The organism is Streptomyces sp. NPDC058691, assembly GCF_042714775.1.
In the GTDB taxonomy this organism is placed as follows: Bacteria; Actinomycetota; Actinomycetes; order Streptomycetales; family Streptomycetaceae; genus Actinacidiphila.
On sequence record NZ_JBHXSO010000018.1, the window covers coordinates 1 to 20309 of the forward strand.

Genomic DNA, 20309 nt, shown 5'->3' on the forward strand with positions numbered 1-20309 from the left:
TGGCGTTGACTTTTGGCACGCTGTTGAGTTCTCAAGGAACGGAAGCTTCCTTCGAGACCGTTTCACCGGCCCCTCCGGGCTTTCCCTTCGTTGTCTCCAGCTTAGCAGATCCGATTTCCTTCTCTGCCACCCTCTGGAGGGGGTTTCGCCTTGGCGTTTCCGCCCCGGCGCATTCACTACGTTAGCGGATTCCTTCGCGCTTTGCGAATTCATCCGATTCCCCGGATTCGGGCGCACAAAAATGCATCCGAATCTTCGGAGAGGGATCGTCGTAGTGAGTGGCCGCCGATCGCAGGATCCGGACGAACCGGACGCACCGTTTCAAGCGGCTTGGGCTACGTTACGCAGGAGCGGCGGCAGAGTCAAGCTCCACCGCCGCTCAAACGTCGAAAACCGGAAATCCGGCCGACGCGACGTCAGCCGGCGACGACCTCGACCGCCGCGAGGCTCTTCTTGCCGCGGCGCAGCACGAGCCAGCGTCCGTGCAGCAGATCGCCAGCGGCGGGGGCCGCGTCCTCGTCGGTCACCTTGGCGTTGTTCACGTAGGCGCCGCCCTCGCGGATGGTGCGCCGGGCCGCGGACTTGCTGGCGACGAGCTCGACTTCGGCGAAGAGGTCGGCGACCGGGGCCAGCTCGGACACGGTGGCTTGGGGCAGTTCGCCGAGTGCGGCGGCCAGCGTGCGCTCGTCGAGTTCGCCGAGTTCGCCTTGGCCGAAAAGAGCCTTGGAAGCGGCGATGACGGCGGCGCACTGATCGGCGCCGTGGACGAGGGTGGTGAGTTCCTCGGCGAGGGCGCGCTGGGCGGCGCGGGCCTGCGGGCGCTCCTCGGTCTGCCGCTCCAGCTCCTCGATCTCGTCCTGCGTCCTGAAGCTGAAGATGCGCAGGAACTTCGACACGTCACGGTCGTCGGCGTTGAGCCAGAACTGGTAGAAGGCGTACGGCGTCGTCATGTCGGGGTCGAGCCAGACCGTGCCCGACTCCGTCTTGCCGAACTTGGTGCCGTCGGCCTTGGTGATCAGCGGCGTGGCGAGGGCGTGCACGGAGGTGCCCTCGACGCGGCCGATCAGATCGATGCCGGCCGTGAGGTTGCCCCACTGGTCGCTGCCGCCGGTCTGCAGGGTGCAGCCGTACCGGCGGTGGAGCTCCAGGAAGTCCATGCCCTGCAGGATCTGGTAGCTGAACTCGGTGTAGCTGATGCCGGCCTCGGAGTTGAGCCGGCGGGCGACCGCCTCCTTGGCGATCATCTTGTTGACCCGGAAGTACTTGCCCACATCGCGCAGGAACTCGATGGCCGACAGGCCCGCGGTCCAGTCGAGGTTGTTCACCATCACGGCGGCGTTCGGGCCCTCGAAGGACAGGAAGGGCTCGATCTGGGCGCGGATCCGCTCGACCCATCCGGCGACCACGTCCGCGTCGTTCAGCGTCCGTTCGGCGGTGGGCTTGGGGTCACCGATGAGACCGGTGGCGCCGCCGACGAGGGCGAGCGGCCGGTTGCCGGCGAGCTGGAGCCGCCGGATGGTGAGGATCTGCACCAGATTGCCGAGGTGGAGACTGGGCGCCGTCGGGTCGAAGCCGCAATAGACCGTGACAGGGCCGTCCGCGAACGCCTTGCGCAGTGCGTCCTCGTCGGTGGAAACGGCGATCAGCCCTCGCCACCGCAGCTCGTCGACGATGTCCGTCACGGTTCTCGTGTCTCCTTGGAGTCGGTCGGTGTCCCGTACCCGTTGCGTACGGAGTCTTACCGAGACTACGCGTTCCGCTCGACTCCTTTTGCGCCTCCCTGGGCGCGGCGGCGCGGTGTGTGGGCGCGGTAGGGGCTGACCGTGGGGTCCCCGTCGATGTAGAAGCGCCAGGGGTGGGCCGCTCCTTCGCCCCCGACTCCGGTGCGCGGGCCGGAGCGGACGGCCGCGCGGTCGACAGGGGTGCCGGCGAGGACACGGAAAGGGGAGTCCGCGGGGTCGTCCGGGCAGACGTCGGCGCCGTTGAGGGCGCGGTCGACGTCCAGGGCGGTGGCCAGGCGTGCGGGGCCCTGGGCGAGGTCGTGGGGGCGCCGGGAGCTGACCCGGCGGGTGCGGGCGAGGTCGGCTCCCTCGACGATCTCTCCGCCGCGCAGCAGGATCCCGCTGGGATTGCCGCCGGGGCCGCAGACGATGTTCAGGCAGTGCCACATGCCGTAGGTGAAGTAGACGTACGCGTAGCCGGGCGGTCCGAACATCACGGCGTTGCGGTCGGTACGTCCCCGGTAGGCGTGGGAACCGGGGTCGGCGGGACCGGCGTAGGCCTCGACCTCGGTGAGCCGCAGGGCGATGGGACCGTCATCCGTCGTGCGTACCAGGATTCGCCCCAGGAGCTCGGGGGCGACCTCCAGCACCGGGCGGTCGAAGAAGGCCCGGTGCAGGGGGATGCTTTCGGGAGCCGCGATCATGCGGTACGAGAGTAATGGAACCGTTCGGGGTGGGGCCGCGTTCGTAATGAGCGAGGCAACCGCCAGTAAAGGGAGAGGGACATCGTGGGCTTCAAGAAGCTGCTTGCGAGCTTGGGTGCCGGGGGCGCGTCGGTCGAGACGGTGCTGAGCGAGCCGAATGTGGTGCCTGGCGGTGTGGTCCAGGGCGAGGTGCGCATCCAGGGGGGCTCGGTCCCGCAGCGGATCGAGGGGCTGTCGGTGGGCCTCCAGGCCCGGGTCGAGGTCGAGGGCCAGGACGCCGAGTACAAGCAGGACATCGAGTTCCACCGGCAGCAGCTGGGCGGCGCGTTCGAGGTGCAGCCGGGTGCGGTGCACGTGGTGCCGTTCGGGCTGGAGATCCCGTGGGAGACCCCCATCACGACCTTCCTCGGGCGTCACCTGACGGGGATGAACGTCGGTGTGACGACGGAGCTGGCGATCGCCCGCGCGGTGGACTCCGGCGACCTCGACCCGATCAACGTCCACCCGATCCCCGCGCAGCAGGCGCTCCTGGACGCGTTCGGCCGGCTGGGCTTCTCCTTCAAGAACGCGGACCTGGAGCGGGGCCACATCCGCGGCACGCGGCAGCGGCTGCCGTTCTACCAGGAGATCGAGTTCTTCGCGCCGCAGCAGTACCGCGGGATGAGCCAGGTGGAGCTGAGCTTCGTCGCCGACGGCCACGAGATGGACGTCATCTTGGAGATGGACAAGAAGCCGGGCCTGTTCAGCGAGGGCAGCGACGCGTACCGCTCGTTCACGGTGAACCTCGACAACTTCCAGGCCACCGACTGGGCGGCGTACCTCAACCAGTGGCTGGCCGAGGTCGGCGGGAAGCGGAACTGGTTCTAGGATCGGCCGGTAAGGCGCTTTTCGCGATACAGGAGGTATCCGTGGTGACCGAGCAGAAGCGGCGGCCGCTCCCGCATGAATTTCACCCGGCGGTGCCGTCGTTCACGGTCGTGAGCGACGACATCGAGCCCGGTGGCACTCTGAAGGACGACCAGGTCCACGCCAAGGGGAACGTCTCGCCGCACCTGCGGTGGGAGGGCTTCCCCGAGGCGACCCGCAGCTTCGCGGTGACCTGCTACGACCCGGACGCGCCCACCGGCAGTGGCTTCTGGCACTGGGTGCTCTTCGACATCCCGGCGTCCGTCACGGAGTTGCCCGCCGGCGCCGGCGGCGACGGCTTCAAGGGGCTGCCCGAGGGCGCGGTGCACGTCCGCAACGACTACGGCACCCGGGACTTCGGCGGTGCCGCCCCGCCGCCCGGGGACGGGTCGCACCGTTATGTGTTCACGGTGTACGCGGTGGACCAGGAGAAGCTGGGCCCGGACGCCGACGTGTCGCCCGCGGTCGTCGGTTTCAACCTGCGCTTCCACGCACTGGCCCGCGCCCATGTGATCGGCGAGTACGAGAACCCGGGGGCGTAGCCTCCCGCGGCCGGTAATTCCGTTGCGCCCCGGCGCTCCCGCACGCACAGTGGTGTCTGCCTGGTGACCCAACCGTCACCGGGGGTCGGCACCGCAGTGGCGGGGGCGGCGGGGCGTTGCGCTGTGCGGTTCTCGCCGCGCGACATGCCTGCTGTTCGCCGGAGCCCGGTCATGCGCCCGGGCGTCCGCGCCGACTGCCGCGCCCCGGGCGCCCGCGTTCCCTTCGGGGGCGGGCGCCACGGGGTGGCGCGCAGGTGTCCGTTCCGTTTCCCGTTTCCTCCTGTTCGCTTTCACGTGCGGAAATTGCGTTGTCCGCACGGGTATGGCCCGGTCACAGTGGAGCCACTTCGCCACACGGCGAGGACGGACCAGAGGGGTGGGCGATATGCGGGAGACGCTGGTACTGAACGCGACTTTCGAGCCGCTGTCGACGGTGTCGCTGCGGCGTGCGGTGGTGCTCGTGATGCAGGACAAGGCCGTGGTCGAGCAGGCCCACCCCGGTCTGCGCATCCGTGCGGCGGCCGTCGACGTACCGGTGCCGCAGGTGATCAGGCTCTGCCGGTACGTACGGGTGCCCTTCCGACAACGGGCCGCCTGGTCGCGGCGGGGGGTGCTGGTGCGGGACCGTCACCGGTGCGCCTACTGCGGCCGGCGGGCGACGACGGTGGACCACGTCCTGCCGCGTTCGCGCGGGGGCGGGGACACATGGCTCAACACGGTGGCGTCCTGCGCCGAGGACAACCACCACAAGGCCGACCGTACGCCGGAGCAGGCGGGGATGCGGCTGCTGACGCAGCCGTTCGAGCCAACGCCGGCGGACGCGCTTCTGCTGGCGCTGGGCCTGAAGGACCGTGAAAACGTACCGGAGTGGCTGGCACTCCCGGCCTGACCGACGTGCGCGGCGGTCGTCCGGCTATGTGACGAGCAGCTGGACGATCGCCGCGATGCCGACGACGACGATGACGGCGCGCAGCGCGACCGGCGGCAACCGGCGGCCGATGCGGGCGCCGATGACACCGCCGAGGGCGGCGCCGGCCGCGATGAGGCCGACCGCGGACCAGTCGAAGTCGGCGACGAAGAGGAAGAAGACGGCTGCGACGCCGTTAACGATCAGCGCGAGGACGTTCTTGGCCGCGTTGATGCGCTGCCAGCTGTCGTCGAGCAGGACGCCCATGAGGGACAGGTATATGACGCCCTGCGCGGCGCCGAAGTAGCCCCCGTAGACACTGGCGAGGAGCAGGCTCAGCGGGAGCAGGACGCCGCCGTACTCGGGGGCGTGGGTGCCGTTGCCGGCCCTGCGGGCCTGGAGGGCGCGGGAGAGCCGGGGCTGCACGACGACGAGCACCAGGGCCACGCCGATGAGGATCGGCACGATGGTGTCGAAGGCCGCTGTGGGCAGGGCCAGCAGCAGCACGGCCCCGGTCAGTCCGCCGCACAGGGCGGCGGCGCCGAAGCGGACCAGGCGGCCCCGCTGGCCGCGCAGCTCGCGCCGGTAGCCGATCGCGCCGCTGAGGGAGCCGGGGACCAGGCCCAGGGTGTTGGACACGTTGGCGGTGACGGGTGGCAGGCCGACGGCGAGCAGGACCGGGAAGGTGATCAGCGTTCCCGATCCCACGACGGTGTTGATCGTGCCGGCGGCGACGCCTGCCACGAGGACGGCCAGTGCTTCCCAGAGCGACATGTGCGGCCTCCATGATCGGTGCGGCTCCTCCCCGCCGTCGAGGTCGAGGAGAGCGCACGGATCATGTCACAGGCGGGGCGGCGCGCCGGAGGGCCCTTCAGTCCTTCTCGATGCGAGGGGTCTCGCGGCGGGGGCCGCTCTCGCCGTTGGGACCGCCGCCGGCTCCGGGGGCGCCGGGGAGGTTGACGATGCCGCCGAGGCCCTTGAGCGCGTCGTTGAGCTCGCTGGGGATGATCCAGAGCTTGTTGGACTCGCCTTCGGCGATCTTGGGGAGCATCTGCAGGTACTGATAGGCCAGCAGCTTCTGGTCCGGGTCGCCCTCGTGGATCGACTCGAAGACCGTGCGGATGGCCTGGGCCTCGCCTTCCGCGCGCAGGGCCGCGGCCTTGGACTCGCCTTCCGCGCGCAGGATCGCGGACTGCTTCTCGCCCTCGGCGGTCAGGATCTGGGACTGCCGGATGCCCTCGGCGGTGAGGATCGCGGCGCGCTTGTCGCGGTCGGCGCGCATCTGCTTCTCCATCGAGTCCTGGATGGAGGTGGGCGGCTCGATCGCCTTCAGCTCGACGCGGTTGACGCGGATGCCCCACTTGCCGGTCGCCTCGTCCAGGACGCCGCGCAGGGCCGCGTTGATCTCCTCGCGCGAGGTCAGGGTCCGCTCCAGGTCCATGCCGCCGATGATGTTCCGCAGCGTGGTGACGGTGAGCTGCTCGATGGCCTGGATGTAGCTGGCGACCTCGTAGGTGGCGGCCCGCGCGTCGGTCACCTGGTAGTAGATGACCGTGTCGATGTTGACGACCAGGTTGTCCTGGGTGATCACCGGCTGCGGCGGGAAGGGCACGACCTGTTCGCGGAGGTCGATGCGGTTGCGGATGGTGTCGATGAACGGCACCACGATGTTGAGGCCGGCGCTCAGCGTCCGGGTGTAGCGCCCGAAGCGCTCGACGATCGCGGCACTGGCCTGCGGGATGACCTGGACCGTCTTGATGAGCGCGATGAAGACGAGCACCACCAGGATGATCAGGACGATGATGATCGGCTGCACGTCCACTCCCACGCCGTTTGCTGCTGACTGTCAGTACGAGGACATGATCAAGTCTGGCAGACCCCCGCGGGAGGCGGGCCGGGTTCGGCGAATTCCCGTTCCGGATCCGGTGCGGGGCTCGGGCCGGATCAGATCACTACGGCCGTCGCGCCCTCGATCTCGACGACGTCCACACTCTCGCCCGGATCGAAGTGACGGCCGGAGTCCAGGGCCCGGGCGGACCAGACCTCGCCGTTGAGCTTGATCCGGCCGCCCTGTCCGTCGACTCTTTCGAGGACGACGGCCTGCCGGCCCCTGAGCGCGTCGATGCCGCTGCGCAACTCCGGTCGTTGCGCGCGGCTGCGGTTGGCGAGTGGACGCACGACCGCGATCCCCGCGACCGAGACGATCACGAAGATCAGCACCTGCGGTGTGATGCTCATGCCGAGCCCCGCCGCGATGGCGGCGGCTACGGCGCCGACCGCGAACATCCCGAATTCGGGCATCGCGGTCACCACGAGCGGAATACCCAGCCCCACGGCGGCGATCAGCCACCACAACCAGTCGTCCACACGTCCATCGTAGGGGCCGGAGTGGATCTGTGACAGGGTGCGACGGCTCTCCCCCGAACCCGGTCCTACTTCAGCGGCAGGCCGTTGGCGGTCCAGCGGTCGCCGCGGCGCTCCACGACGAGCGGCAGGCCGAAGCAGAGGGACAGGTTGCGGGAGTTCAGCTCCGTCTCCATGGGGCCTGCCGCCACGACCTTGCCCTGACGGATCATCAGGACGTGGGTGAACCCGGGGGCGATCTCCTCGACATGGTGGGTGACCATGATCATGGAGGGGGCGATCGGGTCGCGCGCGAGCCGGCCGAGCCGGCGCACGAGGTCCTCGCGGCCGCCCAGGTCGAGACCGGCGGCCGGCTCGTCCAGCAGCAGCAGCTCGGGGTCGGTCATCATGGCGCGGGCGATCAGGGTCCGCTTGCGCTCGCCCTCCGAAAGGGTGCCGAACCTGCGGTCGAGGTAGTCGCTCATGCCGAGGCGGTCCAGGAAGGCGCGGGCCCGGTCCTCGTCGACCTGCTCGTAGCTCTCCTGCCAGTGGGCGGTCATGCCGTAGGCGGCGGTGAGCACGGTCTCCAGGACGGTCTGCCTGCGGGGCAGCTTCTCGGCCAGGGCGACGCCCGCGATGCCGATGCGGGGCCGCAGCTCGAAGACGTCGACGCCGCCCATCTTCTCGCCGAGGATCTGGACGGTGCCGGAGGTCGGGAAGAGGTAGCTCGACGCGATGTTCAGCAGGGTCGTCTTGCCGGCGCCGTTCGGGCCGAGGATGACCCAGCGCTCGCCCTCGGCGACCGACCAGGAGACCTGGTCCACCAGAGCCCGGCCGTCTCGGACCACGGATACGTCCACCAGCTCCAGAACATCGCTCATGAGCGCGTTGTCTCCCAATTCCCGATCGCATGTCTGCCGTCGCGGGCGCTTGTAGCCACCGCCCCCAGGGAAATCTACGCCACGGCCGAGCTGCCCCAGTCCTTAGGCTGGGGGGATGCTCGATGAACCTCGCTCAGGACGGTTGGCGGCTTGGGGGAATGCCCTGATTGCCGGACTTGCCGCACCGGACGACGCCGCTCAGGAAGTGATCGCGGGCGATTCGGCCCACCGGATGGCCGGGCTGCCCGGGGAGTCCGCCCCGGTGGGGCTCACTCTCGGCCTCGGACGGCTGCGCGCCCTGGGGGTGACCGGGCTGCGTGTCGCGCTGCCGGTACCGGGCCACCCGCTGGGGCTGAGCGGGCCCCCGGAGTTCAACGCCCGCGCGATGGCGGCCGGCGAGGCGGTCGTCGCGGTGGGCGGCCCCTCGATCGGCTTCGTGCCGGAGGTCACGGAGGTCGGCCCGCGCGGGGACGTGCACGTGGGGGTGGAGTGGCAGTGCCTGGAGGTGCGGGACGCGCCCCCGGCGGACGTCCCCTCCCTCGGGGAGGCCGAGAGGGAGCTCGCGGAGGCCCTGCGGGACGCCACGGCGGCGCTGGCCCGGCTGGACGTCGCAGGGGCCGGTCCGGCGGCCCAGGCGGCGCTGGAGGCCTACCGGGCGCGTGCCGAGCGCGGGCGTGAGGTGCTGGCGCCGGGCTATCCGCCGCGGGCGGTACGGGTGCTGGAGCTGGCGCAGCGGGTCGGCGCGCTGGTGGCCATCGCCACGGGCGCGCAGTTGGAGCACGGCGGAGCGGTGAGCGCCTCGGAGATCGCGGCGCGGGCGGAGCTGCTGCGGCCGGTGGAGCGCACGGCGCGGCGGGCGCAGGTGGCGGCCTACAACGCGTACGTGGAGGAGAGCGAACGACGGCGCGGCTGAGGCGCGGCCCCGGCCGCGGACCCGCCGGGGCCATACGGAGCGGGTACGGCAAAAGGGCCCCGTGGACGATGTCGTCCACGGGGCCCTCGCACCATCAGTCGTTGAAGCAGACGTTCCCGATCGTCGGGTTCAGGAGCCCGATGATGTTGATGGTGTTGCCGCAGATGTTGACCGGGATGTTCACCGGCACCTGGATCACGTTGCCGGACAGCACGCCGGGCGAGCCGACGGCCGCGCCGCCCGCGTGGGAGCCGGCGAACGCGGTGCCGGCCGTGCCGGCGGCGGCCGTACCGGCGGCGGCGATGACGAGGGCGGCCTTCTTGGCGCTGTTCATGAGAGCTGTTCCTCCTGTGATGACGCGGTCCCAGGTCGCGGGGCCGCACTGTGGGAACGCCGTTACCGGGGCGGTGACACGGGCCCGGCGCCGGAAACCTCCGTACGGCGGAACTCGTGAGCGGGAACGGGCAGGAACGAACGAGAACGAACGGGGAAATCGGGAAAGCGGGAAAAGGCGGTAAAAGGGGACCGGCCCCGGAGGTGGTCCTCCAGGGCCGGCGGTCACTGCCGGACCGCGGCGGGGCCGCGGTCGCACGGTCACTTGTTCAGGCAGAAGTTCCCGATGGCCGGGTTCAGCACGCCGATCACGCTGATGGTGTTGCCACAGACGTTGACGGGGATGTGCACCGGCACCTGGATCGTGTTGCCCGAGACCACGCCGGGGGAGTGCTTCGCGACACCGTCGGCGTGCGCGCCACCACCGCTGTGAGCGGAGGCGGCACCGGCTCCGACCAGGGCGATGCTTCCGGCGACCATGGTGACGGCGGCGACCTTGTGCAGGCTCTTCACGTTCTTGACCCTCCTTGCATGTGGTGCCGCGGCAGTCGCCGCAGCACGCCATGAAGAACGGGGCAGATGCGTCCAGGTTGCGCCATCCGGGCGACATACACCCGACGGTATGAATCTCAGTCCGGACGGCGACGATCGGCTTGTCCTACCGCTACGGCGGTGCCGCCCCACGGGGCCGTCCCCGGTGCCGGACACCGCCGCTCAGGTCCCGATGCCGTGCCGCACGGCCCACAGGGCCGCCTGGGTGCGGTCGGACAGGTCGAGCTTCATCAGGATGTTGGAGACGTGGGTCTTGACCGTCTTCTCCGACAGCACCAGGGCGCGGGCGATCTCCCGGTTGGAGCGGCCCTCGGCGATCAGTGACAGCACCTCGCGCTCCCGCTCGGTGAGCGTGCCGCCGCGTCCCTGTCCGGAGGCCGGCTCCTCCTGGGAGAGCAGCACGTCGGCGACCTCCGGCTGCAGCAGTACGTGCCCCGCGTACACGGAGCGGATGGCGCCCGCCAGCGCGTCGGGGTCCACGTCCTTGTAGACGTAGCCGGCCGCGCCGGCCCGCAGGGCCGGGACGACCGTGCGCTGCTCGGTGAAGCTGGTGACCACCAGCACCCGTGCCCTGCTGCCGGCCTCGCGGAGACGGCGCAGCGCCTCGATGCCGTCGGTGCCGGGCATCCTGATGTCCATCAGGATCACGTCGGGCGCGAGTTCCTCGGCGCGCCTGACGCCCTCGTCCCCGTCCGCCGCCTCGCCGACCACCTCGATGTCCGGCTGCACCTCGAGGAAGGTCCGCAGGCCCCGCCGTACGACCTGGTGGTCGTCGACCACCAGGACGCGGATCGCCCGCCCCTCCCCCGCGCCCACGCCTTCCGCGAAGCCCTCCGGGCCGTCGCTCTCCGGGTCACCCACCGGGCACCTCCATCTCGATCACGGTGCCCTCACCGGGCGCCGACTCCACCGTCAGGGCGCCGCCGACCCCGTCGGCCCGGTCGCGCATCGAGACCAGGCCGAGGTGGCGTCCGGCGCGCCGTACCGCCGAGGGGTCGAAGCCCCGGCCGTCGTCGGTGATCCGCAGCACAGCGCCCTTGCCGCGGGTCTCCAGGCGCACGGTCACCGTGCTCGCGTCGGCGTGGCGCAGCGCATTGTGCATGGCCTCCTGGGCGACGCGCAGCACCGCCTCCTCCTGGGCGGCGGGCAGGGCCCGCACCTTGCCGTGGCTGAAGGAGACCCGCGCCGTGTGCGCCCGGCCGAGGACCTGGGCCTGGGTGCGCAGGGTGGCCAGGAGCCCGTCCTCGTCCAGGGCGGCGGGGCGCAGCTCGACCACGACCGCGCGCAGTTCGTCGGCGGCTTCGGCGGCGAGCGCGGCGACCTGCCGCAACTCCTCGCGGGCGCGGACCGGGTCGCGGTCCACCAGCGCGGCGGCGGCCTGGGCGGTGAGCCGCAGCGAGAAGAGCTTCTGCGAGACGGCGTCGTGCAACTCGTGGGCGATGCGGGCGCGTTCGCCGGCGAGGGTCAGCTCGCGGCTGCGCTCGTACAGGCGCGCGTTGGTGAGGGCGATGGCGGCGTGCGCGGCCAGGGTGCGCAGCAGTTCCTCGTCCTCTCCTGTGAAGGCGCATCCGACGCCGGCGGGCCGCGGGCCGCGCTTGTTGGCGAGGAAGAGGGCGCCGAGGATCTCGTCGCCGTCGATCACCGGAATGCCGAGGAAGTCGGTCATCTCGGGGTGGGCGGCGGGCCAGCCCCCGAACCGCGGATCGGCGCGCACGTCGGCGAGCCGCTGCGGGGTGGCCTCGTGGAGCATCGCGGCGAGGACGCCGTGCTGGCGGGGCAGCGGGCCGATCTCCCGCCACTGCTCGTCGCTGACGCCGTCGACGACGAACTGCGCGAAACCGCCGTGGTCGTCGGGCACGCCGAGCGCCGCGTACTCGGCGTCGAGCAGTTCACGCGCGGAGGCGACGATGGTCTGCAGGACCTCGCGAACCTCCAGGTGCCTGCTCATGGCGAGTACGGCCGCGCTCACCGCCTCGACGCCGCGACGGGATGACCGGCTGTGCATGGCTTCACCGTACCGGCGGGGTACGGCGTCCGGGATCGGCCGCGGGACCGGGCGGCCCGGTCCCGCGGACCTAGGCCCAAATGCCCTTTCGGCCGCCGTGCGCGGGCGCTGGAGTCCCCCGCGGACCGGAACGAGCGGAACGCCGGGGAAACGGCGGGAGAACGACGTACGCACGGCGTCCGGTTCGCCACTCACCGTCACACGCCTGTGAAGCACCACATAGGACGTACGTCACGTACGAAGGAAGGTAGTAGGCCCATGAGCCGCCGGACCACCCGGAAGGAGCGCATGTGCCACCGCCGGGCGACAGCCCGACTACTACTTGGGGTAGTAATGGCGAGCTTTGCCCGGGAATTTCCGGAGGGCTAAGAATGCTCAGGTCGCTCCGCGCCGCGTTCGACACGTGGCGCTTCTCTTTGCGTGTGCAGAGCGGAGCGCAGCCGAATGGAAGAGGTAACTCCCCCATGCAGCTCCCGACGATCCCGTCTCTCGACCGTCTGACCAAGGCCCACAAGTACTCCGCCGCCGGTATCGCCGCGGCCGGTGTGGGCGTCCTGGCGATCACCGGCGTGACCGGGAGTGCCGGTACGGCCCAGGCCGAGCAGGCCGCGGCCACCAAGGCCGCCAAGGCTGCGAAGGCCGCGCACGCCTCGCACGTGGCCCACGTGAACGCCGTGGCCCAGATGCACGCCGCCCACGTCGCCCACCAGGCCGTGGTGCGCAAGAAGCACGCTCAGCACGTCGCCCAGGTCACCGCCAAGACGAAGGCGCACGCCCGGCACGTCGCCCATGCCGCCGCCCTGCGCAAGGCGCACGCCCGGCACGTCGCGCAGGTCGCCGCCGAGGCCCAGCAGCGCCGCGCGGACCAGCAGGCCGCCAACCGCAGCCACGAGCGCCGCGCGCTCATACCCCAGCAGAAGCAGGCCGCCCCGCGTGCCGCCGAGGAGAGCATGCCCACTGCCGCGGCGCCGAGCGGCAGCCCGCAGGAAATGGCGCGCCAGATGGTCGGCGACGCCCAGTTCCAGTGCTTCTCCAACATCGTGACCCGCGAGAGCGGCTGGAACCCGCAGGCGGTCAACCCTTCTTCCGGCGCCTACGGCCTGGTCCAGGCCCTGCCCGGCTCGAAGATGGCCTCCGCAGGTGCCGACTGGCGCACCAATGCGGCCACGCAGATCAAGTGGGGTCTGAGCTACATGAACGAGCGCTACGGCAGCCCCTGCGGCGCGTGGTCGTTCTGGCAGGCGCACAACTGGTACTGATCCCGCGGGGCAGGCACCGGACAGCACAAGGGCGGCGGGTTCCCGATCGGGGAAACCGCCGCCCTTGTGCGTGCCGGGGAGGTCCGGGGGGACTCCACGCGCCTTACTTGCGCATGACCTCGGGCTCGTGGCGCCGCAGCAGTCTCAGTACGAGGAAGCCGCAGACCAGGCCGATGCCGAGCAGGATGCCCATGTCCGTGCCCCATTGTGCGGCCGAGTGCTCCCACAGGGGATCGACGTTGTCCGGCTTGGCCGGGTCCCAGGGCGGCATGATGTGGCCCAGGTCGAGAGTGGCGCCGGCGGCGCCGACCGCCCAGCGGGACGGCATCAGCCAGGCGACCTGCTCCAGGCCGACGGTGCCGAAGATCTGGAAGAGCACGCCGGTGAAGACGACCTGGACGATGGCGAACATGACCAGCAGCGGCATGGTCTTCTCCGCCGTCTTCACCAGCGAGGAGATGACCAGGCCGAACATCATCGAGGTGAAGCCCAGTCCGATGATCACCAAGGTGATCTCGGCGGCCGGGAAGCCCTTGACGATCAGGCCCTCGTCGGGGAGCTTGCGGACCGACAGGCCGATCGCGCAGATGATGACGCCCTGGAGGGCGCTGATCAGGCCGAGGACGAACACCTTGGAGAACAGGTACGCCGAACGGGACAGACCGGTGGCCCGTTCGCGTTCGTAGATGACCCGCTCCTTGATCAGTTCGCGCACCGAGTTGGCGGCGCCGGAGAAGCAGGCGCCCACGGCGAGGATCAGCAGGATGGTGCCGGCGTCGGGATTGAACTTGCCCGGCTGGTCGGCGGCCGTCAGACCGAAGTCCGCCGGGATGACCACGCTCACCAGGCCGAGGACCGCCGGCAGGATCACCATCAGGCCCATGAAGCCCTTGTCGGAGGCGATCACCGACATGTAGCGCCGCACCAGGGTGACGAACTGCGATCCCCAGCTCTGCGGCTTGGGCGGCTTCGTCTGCTGCGGGGCCACGGCTACGGACTGCGGCGCGACGGCGTCCAGGTCGGCGGCGTACATCTGGTAGTGCTGGGAGCCGCGCCAGCGACCGGACCAGTCGTAGTCGCGGTAGTTCTCGAAGGCGGAGAAGACGTCGGCCCAGGTTTCGTAGCCGAAGAAGTTCAGCGCCTCCTCGGGCGGCCCGAAGTACGCCACGGCGCCGCCCGGCGCCATCACCAGCAACTTGTCGCACAGGGCCAGTTCGGCCACGGAGTGGGTGACCACGAGCACCGTGCGGCCGTCGTCGGCCAGGCCGCGCAGCAGCTTCATCACGTCGCGGTCCATGCCCGGGTCGAGTCCGGAGGTGGGCTCGTCCAGGAAGATCAGCGAGGGCTTGGTGAGCAGCTCCAGGGCGACGGAGACGCGCTTGCGCTGGCCGCCGGACAGCGACGTGACGCGCTTGTCGGCGTGCACGTCGAGCTTGAGCTCGCGCAGTACCTCGTCGATGCGGGCCTCGCGCTCGGCGGCCTTGGTGTCGCCGGGGAAGCGGAGCTTGGCCGCATAGCGCAGGGCTTTGCGGATCGTCAGCTCCTTGTGCAGGATGTCGTCCTGCGGCACCAGCCCGATGCGCTGCCGCAGCTCGGCGAACTGCTTGTAGAGGTTGCGGCTGTCGTAGAGCACCTCCCCCTCGTCGGCCGGCCGGTAGCCGGTCAGGGCGCGCAGCAGCGTCGACTTGCCGGAGCCCGACGGGCCGATGACGGCGACCAGCGACTTCTCGGGGACGCCGAAGGAGACGTCGTTGAGGATCTTCTTGGTGCCGTTGCCCTGAGGGACGGTCACGGTGAGCCGGCGGGCGGAGAAGGAGATCTCGCCGGTGTCGACGAACTCCTCGAGCTGGTCGCCGACGAGCCGGAAGGTGGAGTGGCCGACGCCCACGATGTCGTTGGGGCCCAGCAGATGACGCTGGATCGGCTGGCCGTTGACATAGGTGCCGTTGTGGCTGCCGAGGTCGACGATCTCGTAGCGGCCGTCCGGGTGGGCGCGGAACTCCGCGTGGAACCGGGAGACCTGGAGGTCGGAGACGACGAGGTCGTTCTCCAGGGCGCGGCCGATCTTCATCACGCGGCCGAGCACGAGGTGGTGGAAGGTGGTCGGGCTGCGGTCGCCGTAGACGGGCGGTGCGGAGCCCATACCGCCGGAGGGGCCCTGCGGGGCCGGGATGCGCGGCTGCGGACCCTGGCCGCCCTGTGCGGGCTGCGGGACGTGCGGCTGCGAGCCGTTGCCGTTCCAGCCGTTCTGCGGCGGCGCGCCCCAGGCCGGTGCCTGCTGCACGGCCGGACCCGACTGACGGGCCTGCTGCGGCTGGGCGAGCGCGGTCTCGGCGCTGTAGATGTCTCCCCCCGCGGACCGGTCGCCGCTGAAGACCAGTTGCGGGCCGTCGTTGGCGTTGCCGAGGTTGACGGTGGCACCTGCGGCGACCTCGTGAGCATGGACGCGCTGCCCCTGCACATAGGTGCCGTTGGTGCTGCCGAGGTCCTCCAGGACCCAACCCCGCTCACCGCGCCGGATGGTGGCGTGCCGCCAGGAGACCCTGGCGTCGTCGAGGACCACGTCCGACTGCGGGTCCCGGCCGAGGCTGTACGACCGGGACGGATCCAGTGTCCAGGTGCGACCGTTCAGTTCCAGTACGAGTTCAGGCACCCCAAGCCCCACAAAGTTGTCCCCCGGGTTGTCCCCCTTGGGGGGAGTCTAGGGATTGCGAACACCGGGAGGAACTATTCCAGGCACGACCGTCCGGCAGAAGCAGAACCCGGCCGGCCGGAACGATGTGGACGGGCTGCCGGGAATCCGTTGACGGCGCCGAAACACCACCGGAGAGTGGTAACCGCCCGGGATCCGTGCGGATCATGACGGACCGGGGCATGAGCAGCGCAGGCATCACAGGCGGTCCGGACGCGACACCTCGGGGGCGGGCATGACGACGTACACCTCCACACCACCATCCGCCGCGCCCCCGCACGCGCCGCGGGCGATCCCCTGGGGCGGCGTGCTGCTGTCCGCGATCGCGGCCGTCAGCTGGGCGTACCTGGCGATGGTGGGCGTGGCGGCGCTCGGGCTCCATCTGCTCGGGGCGGACACCGCGGGCTCCCTCGGGCCCATGACCGCCGCCGTGGTGGCCATGGCGGTGGGCGGCAAGGTGAGCCCGTCCGGGGACGTCGCGGTGTTCGGGCTCGACGGGGCGGGCGCGGCGGGCGCGATCGACATCATGCCGCTGGGGGTGGGTCTGGTCGGGGCGCTGCTCCTGGCCTGGATCTTCCTGCGCTCACTGCGTGGAGCGGGCGTGACGATCCCGGCCGGCGAACTCGCGGCGCGTGCCGGGTCGGTGACGGTCCTTTTCGTGGCGCTCCTGGGTGTCCTGGGCTGGGCCGGTGAGGACACGATCGCCATCGACGGCGCCGCGCTGGGCGCCGGCAAGAGCGGCGGCGGGGGCGGCCTGATCGACCAGTTGCCGGGGATCGGCGACATCGGCGGCGGACTGGGCGACGGGCTGCAGGACCTGATCGACGCCAAGGCCTCGGTGAGCTTCCACGTGGACACCGGCCGCTCGCTGCTGGGCGGTCTGCTGTGGGTGCTGGCCGTGCTGCTGCTGGCGCTGCTGGCCTCGCGGCGCACGCCGCTGCCGCCCGGCCTGGAGGCGGTCCACACGGCGGTCCGCCCGGCCGCCTCGGCGCTGCGCTGGGTGCTGCTGCTGGCCGTGGTCGCGGGGTACGCGGCGGCCGGGTACGCGGCCGCCACCGGGGACGAGCCGAAGCGGATCGCCGGCGCGGCGCTCCTGGGGGCGCCCAACGGGGTCTGGCTGGCGGTGCCGCTCGGGCTGTTCGTCTCATGGAAGGGCACGGCCACCGGTGAGCTCGCCAAGGTGCTGCCCGACCCCCTCGACCGGTTGCTGACGGGGAAGGCGCAGGAGCCGGTGACCATGGGGCGGCTTGCCGAACTCGATAACCGGGTCTGGCTGCTGACGGTGGCCGTCGCGCTGATGATGCTGGCGGCCGGGGCACTGGCCGCGGCCCGCACACCGCTGCGGGGCGCCTCGCGGGCCGGGTACGCCGGGCGGTGCGCGCTGAGCCTCGGGGCGGTCACCGCCCTTGCCTTCCCCCTGCTGGTGCAGCTCACCGGCGTCAAGGTGGACGCGGGGCTGTCGGTGTTCGGCTTCGACGCCGTGGGGGCCGGGATCGATCTGCACGGCAGCATGCCGCTCGCGCTGCTGCTGGGCGCCGCCTGGGGCGCGGCGGCGGGCGGGGCGGGGGCCCTGCTCGCCCTGGCGACGGGCACGGCCGGACGCAGGGTGTCACCGTACGTGCCGACGGCGTCCGCGGGGCCCACAGGTGCGGTCGCGGCGGGGCCGCACCAGGTGCCGCCGTACGTGGCGGCTCCCGGGCCCGTGGTCCCGCAGGACTCCGGGCGCACCTATCCGGGCATCGCGTACGAGCCCGGCCCCTACCTCCCCAGTCCCGGCTACCAGCCCCACGAGGGGGAGCCCAACCCCTACAAGCAGTCGGCGCATCCCCCGGCTCCCCCGCCCCCCTCCGACGCCCCGCACTCGGCGCGGACCGTCACCGGGATGCCGCTGCCGCCGCCGCCCGGGCCACCGCCGGGCCGGCCCCCGGGGCCGCCCCCGCAGAATCCGCCGCCGCCCGGCGCGCCGGGACGGAGCCGCTGACCACGGGCACTGTCCGGCAGGCGGAACGCGTCTCCGCACGGGTCCGGCCGCCCGATACGGTGGTCTCACCATGAACGACGCATCACAGGCGACCACCACCCCCGCCGTCAACGTGCCGACCCTCTTGGTCAAGATCTTCGGCAAGGACCGGCCGGGCCTCACCGCCGGGCTCTTCGAGACGCTGGCCGGCTTCCAGGTGGACGTCGTCGACATCGAGCAGGTCGTCACGCGTGGCCGCATCGTGCTCTGTGCGCTGGTCACCGCGCCCACCGGACGTGGCGTGGAGGGCACGCTGCGGGCGACGGTGCACTCCTGGGCGGAGTCGGTGCGACTGCAGGCCGAGATCATCTCCGGCATCGGCGACAACCGGCCGCGCGGCGAGGGCCGCTCCCATGTGACCGTGCTCGGGCACCCGCTCACCGCCGAGTCGACGGCGGCCATAGCGACCCGCATCACCGAGGTGGGCGGCAACATCGACCGCATCTTCCGCCTCGCGAAGTACCCGGTGACGGCCGTGGAATTCGCCGTGTCCGGGGTCGCGACGGACGCGCTGCGCCCGGTCCTCGCCCTGGAGGCGCACCAGCGCGGGGTGGACGTGGCCGTGGTGTCGTCGGGACTGCTCCGCAGGGCGCGGCGGCTGGTGGTCATGGACGTGGACTCCACCGTCATCCAGGACGAGGTGATCGAGCTCTTCGCGGCGCACGCCGGCTGCGAGGAGGAGGTCGCCGAGGTGACGGCACGGGCGATGCGGGGCGAGCTGGACTTCGAGCAGTCGCTGCACGCCCGGGTGGCGCTGCTGGCGGGGCTGGACGCGTCCGTGGTGGACAAGGTGCGCCAGGAGGTCCGGCTGACGGCCGGCGCCCGCACCCTCATCCGCACGCTCAAGCGCCTGGGCTACCGGGTGGGTGTCGTCTCGGGCGGCTTCACCCAGGTCACCGACGACCTCAAGGAGCGGCTGGGGCTGGACTTCGCCGCCGCCAACACCCTGGAGATCGTCGACGGCAGGCTCACCGGCCGGGTGGTCGGGGAGATCGTGGACCGCGCGGGCAAGGCGCGGCTGCTGCGGCGCTTCGCGGCAGAGGCCGGGGTACCGCTCGACCAGACCGTCGCGATCGGCGACGGGGCGAACGACCTGGACATGCTCAACGCCGCCGGGCTCGGGGTGGCCTTCAACGCCAAGCCGGTGGTCCGGGAGGCCGCCGACGCCGCGGTCAATGTGCCGTTCCTGGACACCGTGCTCTATCTGCTGGGCATCACGCGTGAAGAGGTCGAGGCGGCCGACGCGCTGGACGGTGCGGTCGAGGCGCAGCGGCAGTCCTGACGCACCATCGGCGCGGCACGTGGCACGCGGCGGGCCCCGCAGCGCGTGCGCGCCGCCCCGGGCCCGTCGCGGGCGCCGGTGGCCCGGTCAGTCGTGCGGGGACCAGAACTCGACCAGGCGCCCCACGCCGTGCTCGACCGTCTTCCAGGGACCGGTGAAGGTGATCACGGCGATCGCGGCGGTGGGGAAGCCTGTGCGGTCGACCCGCGCCAGGGCGTCCCCCTCGCTGGTGCCGGCAAGGGCGTCGGCGAGAGCGTGGATACCCGGGTTGTGGCCCACCAGCAGCAGGTCGTCGACGTCCTCGGGGGTCTCGTTGAGCAGCGCGAGCAGGTCTCCCAGGGTGGCGTCGTACATGCGCTCCTCGTAGACGGTCCTGGGGCGGTGGGGGAGTTCGTGGGCGACGAGCTTCCAGGTCTCGCGGGTGCGAACAGCCGAGGAGCAGAGGGTCAGATCGAACGGGATGTCCAGCTCCATGAGCCTGCGGCCGGCGACCGGCGCCTCCTTGCGTCCACGATCGGCCAGCGGCCGCTCGTGGTCGGGAACGGCGGGCCAATCGGCCTTGGCGTGCCGGAGCAGGACGATCCGGCGGGGCGATGCAGCTGCGCTCATGACCCTCAGCTTTCCAGAAAACCGCCCGCCAGGCGCGGGAGCGGCCCGGATCGCGGACGGCGCGCGGAGGTTACAGCAGGTGTCGCGGCAACGCCGGGAGCACCTCGGCAAGCCGGGTGAACAGGCGTGCGGCGGGTTCGGCGGCCGAGGCGTCCGCGGCACCGGGGCCGGCGACGAACGCGAGCAGCGCGGCGAAGGCCAGAGCGGGCAGCACGACCGCCCACCACGGCAGGCGCGTCTGCGCGGCGCCGCCGGCCGCGGCACGGGCGGTGCGGGGGCGCGGGGCGCGCGAGGGAACAGCCTGCGTGGACACGGGACCGCCTCCGAGGTGCGGGGTTCTGGATCGACCTTGCACCACGACGCTACGGAACCGCGGACCGCGGGCCCATCGGGTGGCCCACCCACTTGACCCTGACCCTGGCCCCCTAGGGGAGGTGGGGTTGTCCCCACCCCCGCCCCCGGGTCCTGACCGGGGGTGCGGTCAGCCGAACTTGGAGCCGATGATGGCGATCACCGCGACGAGGGCGGGGACGGCGAGCATGAGGCCGAAGATGAGCAGGAGCTTCTTCTGCGGCTGCGGGGGGTTGGGCTCGAGCACGGGCATGGCCTCAGTCTCGCACCGGCCCTCGGCCGGCCCGCA

The 20309-nt window shown here is 71.5% G+C and carries 21 protein-coding genes; 7 read left to right on the forward strand and 14 right to left on the reverse strand.

The genetic code is table 11. From position 1 onward, the window contains the following. Nucleotides 1-416 precede the first annotated feature (416 nt). Together tyrS and ACFWVC_RS14910 are read right to left on the reverse strand one after the other, a co-directional pair. A complete protein-coding gene (gene tyrS / locus ACFWVC_RS14905) occupies nucleotides 417-1682 on the reverse strand; it encodes a tyrosine--tRNA ligase (RefSeq protein ID WP_384284412.1) in 1266 nt (421 codons plus the stop codon). Between the two features lie 65 nt (nucleotides 1683-1747). Next, nucleotides 1748-2425 (reverse strand): DNA-3-methyladenine glycosylase, encoded by a 678-nt coding sequence (locus ACFWVC_RS14910; protein ID WP_384284414.1) that lies wholly within the window; start codon nucleotides 2423-2425, stop codon nucleotides 1748-1750. Between the two features lie 84 nt (nucleotides 2426-2509). Between ACFWVC_RS14910 and ACFWVC_RS14915 the strand changes: the two genes are divergently transcribed. The 3 genes from ACFWVC_RS14915 (at nucleotide 2510) to ACFWVC_RS14925 (ending at nucleotide 4762) form a co-directional block, all read left to right on the forward strand. Then, nucleotides 2510-3292 carry a sporulation protein gene (locus ACFWVC_RS14915; protein WP_384284416.1) on the forward strand — a complete coding sequence of 261 codons (783 nt, stop codon included), beginning with the start codon at nucleotides 2510-2512 and terminating at the stop codon, nucleotides 3290-3292. Nucleotides 3293-3336: 44 nt separating this feature from the next. Then, nucleotides 3337-3873 carry a YbhB/YbcL family Raf kinase inhibitor-like protein gene (locus tag ACFWVC_RS14920; protein WP_384284764.1) on the forward strand — a complete coding sequence of 179 codons (537 nt, stop codon included), beginning with the start codon at nucleotides 3337-3339 and terminating at the stop codon, nucleotides 3871-3873. 385 nt (nucleotides 3874-4258) lie between these two features. Next, nucleotides 4259-4762 (forward strand): HNH endonuclease, encoded by a 504-nt coding sequence (locus ACFWVC_RS14925; protein ID WP_384284418.1) that lies wholly within the window; start codon nucleotides 4259-4261, stop codon nucleotides 4760-4762. 24 nt (nucleotides 4763-4786) lie between these two features. Here ACFWVC_RS14925 and ACFWVC_RS14930 read toward each other — a convergent pair whose 3' ends face one another. The 4 genes from ACFWVC_RS14930 to ACFWVC_RS14945 form a co-directional block, all read right to left on the reverse strand. Next, the gene (locus tag ACFWVC_RS14930) at nucleotides 4787-5554 is read right to left on the reverse strand and encodes a sulfite exporter TauE/SafE family protein (protein ID WP_384284420.1); all 768 of its coding nucleotides are present in this window, start codon (nucleotides 5552-5554) and stop codon (nucleotides 4787-4789) included. A gap of 97 nt (nucleotides 5555-5651) precedes the next feature. Further along, nucleotides 5652-6596: an SPFH domain-containing protein gene (locus ACFWVC_RS14935; RefSeq protein ID WP_384284421.1), complete on the reverse strand. Its 945-nt coding sequence runs from the start codon at nucleotides 6594-6596 to the stop codon at nucleotides 5652-5654. 128 nt (nucleotides 6597-6724) lie between these two features. Next, a complete protein-coding gene (locus ACFWVC_RS14940; RefSeq protein ID WP_384284767.1) occupies nucleotides 6725-7135 on the reverse strand; it encodes an NfeD family protein in 411 nt (136 codons plus the stop codon). A gap of 77 nt (nucleotides 7136-7212) precedes the next feature. Then, a complete protein-coding gene (locus ACFWVC_RS14945) occupies nucleotides 7213-8004 on the reverse strand; it encodes an ABC transporter ATP-binding protein (RefSeq protein WP_384284424.1) in 792 nt (263 codons plus the stop codon). A 115-nt stretch (nucleotides 8005-8119) separates the two neighbouring features. Between ACFWVC_RS14945 and ACFWVC_RS14950 the strand changes: the two genes are divergently transcribed. Next, nucleotides 8120-8917: a hypothetical protein gene (locus tag ACFWVC_RS14950; RefSeq protein ID WP_384284427.1), complete on the forward strand. Its 798-nt coding sequence runs from the start codon at nucleotides 8120-8122 to the stop codon at nucleotides 8915-8917. Nucleotides 8918-9011: 94 nt separating this feature from the next. Here the strand turns inward: ACFWVC_RS14950 and ACFWVC_RS14955 are convergent, their stop codons facing one another. From ACFWVC_RS14955 to ACFWVC_RS14970, 4 genes are all read right to left on the reverse strand, one after another. After that, a complete protein-coding gene (locus tag ACFWVC_RS14955) occupies nucleotides 9012-9251 on the reverse strand; it encodes a chaplin (RefSeq protein WP_384284430.1) in 240 nt (79 codons plus the stop codon). Between the two features lie 260 nt (nucleotides 9252-9511). Continuing rightward, nucleotides 9512-9763 carry a chaplin gene (locus ACFWVC_RS14960; RefSeq protein ID WP_384284434.1) on the reverse strand — a complete coding sequence of 84 codons (252 nt, stop codon included), beginning with the start codon at nucleotides 9761-9763 and terminating at the stop codon, nucleotides 9512-9514. A gap of 201 nt (nucleotides 9764-9964) precedes the next feature. Continuing rightward, nucleotides 9965-10618 (reverse strand): response regulator, encoded by a 654-nt coding sequence (locus ACFWVC_RS14965; RefSeq protein ID WP_384284770.1) that lies wholly within the window; start codon nucleotides 10616-10618, stop codon nucleotides 9965-9967. 37 nt (nucleotides 10619-10655) lie between these two features. Continuing rightward, nucleotides 10656-11807 (reverse strand): GAF domain-containing sensor histidine kinase, encoded by a 1152-nt coding sequence (locus ACFWVC_RS14970; RefSeq protein WP_384284437.1) that lies wholly within the window; start codon nucleotides 11805-11807, stop codon nucleotides 10656-10658. A 464-nt stretch (nucleotides 11808-12271) separates the two neighbouring features. On the opposite strand from ACFWVC_RS14970, the gene ACFWVC_RS14975 reads away from it, so the two are divergent. Continuing rightward, on the forward strand, nucleotides 12272-13066 hold the full coding sequence (locus ACFWVC_RS14975; RefSeq protein ID WP_384284441.1) for a transglycosylase SLT domain-containing protein: 795 nt from the start codon (nucleotides 12272-12274) through the stop codon (nucleotides 13064-13066). A gap of 103 nt (nucleotides 13067-13169) precedes the next feature. On the opposite strand, the gene ACFWVC_RS14980 is transcribed toward ACFWVC_RS14975, so the two are convergent. Further along, nucleotides 13170-15719 (reverse strand): FHA domain-containing protein, encoded by a 2550-nt coding sequence (locus ACFWVC_RS14980; protein WP_384284444.1) that lies wholly within the window; start codon nucleotides 15717-15719, stop codon nucleotides 13170-13172. A gap of 274 nt (nucleotides 15720-15993) precedes the next feature. Between ACFWVC_RS14980 and ACFWVC_RS14985 the strand changes: the two genes are divergently transcribed. Beyond that, entirely contained in the window at nucleotides 15994-17739 is a 1746-nt protein-coding gene (locus ACFWVC_RS14985) for a streptophobe family protein (RefSeq protein WP_384284447.1), read from the forward strand. Nucleotides 17740-17809: 70 nt separating this feature from the next. Beyond that, nucleotides 17810-19060, forward strand: a complete 1251-nt coding sequence (serB, locus tag ACFWVC_RS14990; RefSeq protein WP_384284449.1) for a phosphoserine phosphatase SerB — start codon at nucleotides 17810-17812, stop codon at nucleotides 19058-19060. 87 nt (nucleotides 19061-19147) lie between these two features. On the opposite strand, the gene ACFWVC_RS14995 is transcribed toward serB, so the two are convergent. The 3 genes from ACFWVC_RS14995 to ACFWVC_RS15005 all read right to left on the reverse strand — a co-directional run bounded on the left by ACFWVC_RS14995 (nucleotide 19148) and on the right by ACFWVC_RS15005 (nucleotide 20273). Next, nucleotides 19148-19669, reverse strand: coding sequence for a SixA phosphatase family protein (locus ACFWVC_RS14995; RefSeq protein WP_384284451.1), 522 nt, complete (start codon nucleotides 19667-19669; stop codon nucleotides 19148-19150). A gap of 70 nt (nucleotides 19670-19739) precedes the next feature. Continuing rightward, nucleotides 19740-19982, reverse strand: coding sequence for a hypothetical protein (locus ACFWVC_RS15000; protein ID WP_384284454.1), 243 nt, complete (start codon nucleotides 19980-19982; stop codon nucleotides 19740-19742). A 168-nt stretch (nucleotides 19983-20150) separates the two neighbouring features. Then, nucleotides 20151-20273 (reverse strand): SGM_5486 family transporter-associated protein, encoded by a 123-nt coding sequence (locus ACFWVC_RS15005; RefSeq protein WP_384284458.1) that lies wholly within the window; start codon nucleotides 20271-20273, stop codon nucleotides 20151-20153. Nucleotides 20274-20309: the final 36 nt, after the last annotated feature.

What these genes read in the sequence shown, in the direction of transcription:
- ACFWVC_RS14950 (WP_384284427.1), top strand. Translation starts at nt 8,120, where the DNA reads ATGCTCGATGAACCTCGCTCAGGACGGTTGGCGGCTTGGGGGAATGCC.
- ACFWVC_RS14925 (WP_384284418.1), top strand. Translation starts at nt 4,259, where the DNA reads ATGCGGGAGACGCTGGTACTGAACGCGACTTTCGAGCCGCTGTCGACG.
- ACFWVC_RS14995 (WP_384284451.1), bottom strand. Translation starts at nt 19,669, where the DNA reads ATGAGCGCAGCTGCATCGCCCCGCCGGATCGTCCTGCTCCGGCACGCC.
- ACFWVC_RS14985 (WP_384284447.1), top strand. Translation starts at nt 15,994, where the DNA reads ATGACGACGTACACCTCCACACCACCATCCGCCGCGCCCCCGCACGCG.
- ACFWVC_RS14975 (WP_384284441.1), top strand. Translation starts at nt 12,272, where the DNA reads ATGCAGCTCCCGACGATCCCGTCTCTCGACCGTCTGACCAAGGCCCAC.
- ACFWVC_RS14970 (WP_384284437.1), bottom strand. Translation starts at nt 11,807, where the DNA reads ATGCACAGCCGGTCATCCCGTCGCGGCGTCGAGGCGGTGAGCGCGGCC.
- ACFWVC_RS15005 (WP_384284458.1), bottom strand. Translation starts at nt 20,273, where the DNA reads ATGCCCGTGCTCGAGCCCAACCCCCCGCAGCCGCAGAAGAAGCTCCTG.
- serB (WP_384284449.1), top strand. Translation starts at nt 17,810, where the DNA reads ATGAACGACGCATCACAGGCGACCACCACCCCCGCCGTCAACGTGCCG.
- ACFWVC_RS14945 (WP_384284424.1), bottom strand. Translation starts at nt 8,004, where the DNA reads ATGAGCGATGTTCTGGAGCTGGTGGACGTATCCGTGGTCCGAGACGGC.
- ACFWVC_RS14910 (WP_384284414.1), bottom strand. Translation starts at nt 2,425, where the DNA reads ATGATCGCGGCTCCCGAAAGCATCCCCCTGCACCGGGCCTTCTTCGAC.
- ACFWVC_RS14955 (WP_384284430.1), bottom strand. Translation starts at nt 9,251, where the DNA reads ATGAACAGCGCCAAGAAGGCCGCCCTCGTCATCGCCGCCGCCGGTACG.
- ACFWVC_RS14930 (WP_384284420.1), bottom strand. Translation starts at nt 5,554, where the DNA reads ATGTCGCTCTGGGAAGCACTGGCCGTCCTCGTGGCAGGCGTCGCCGCC.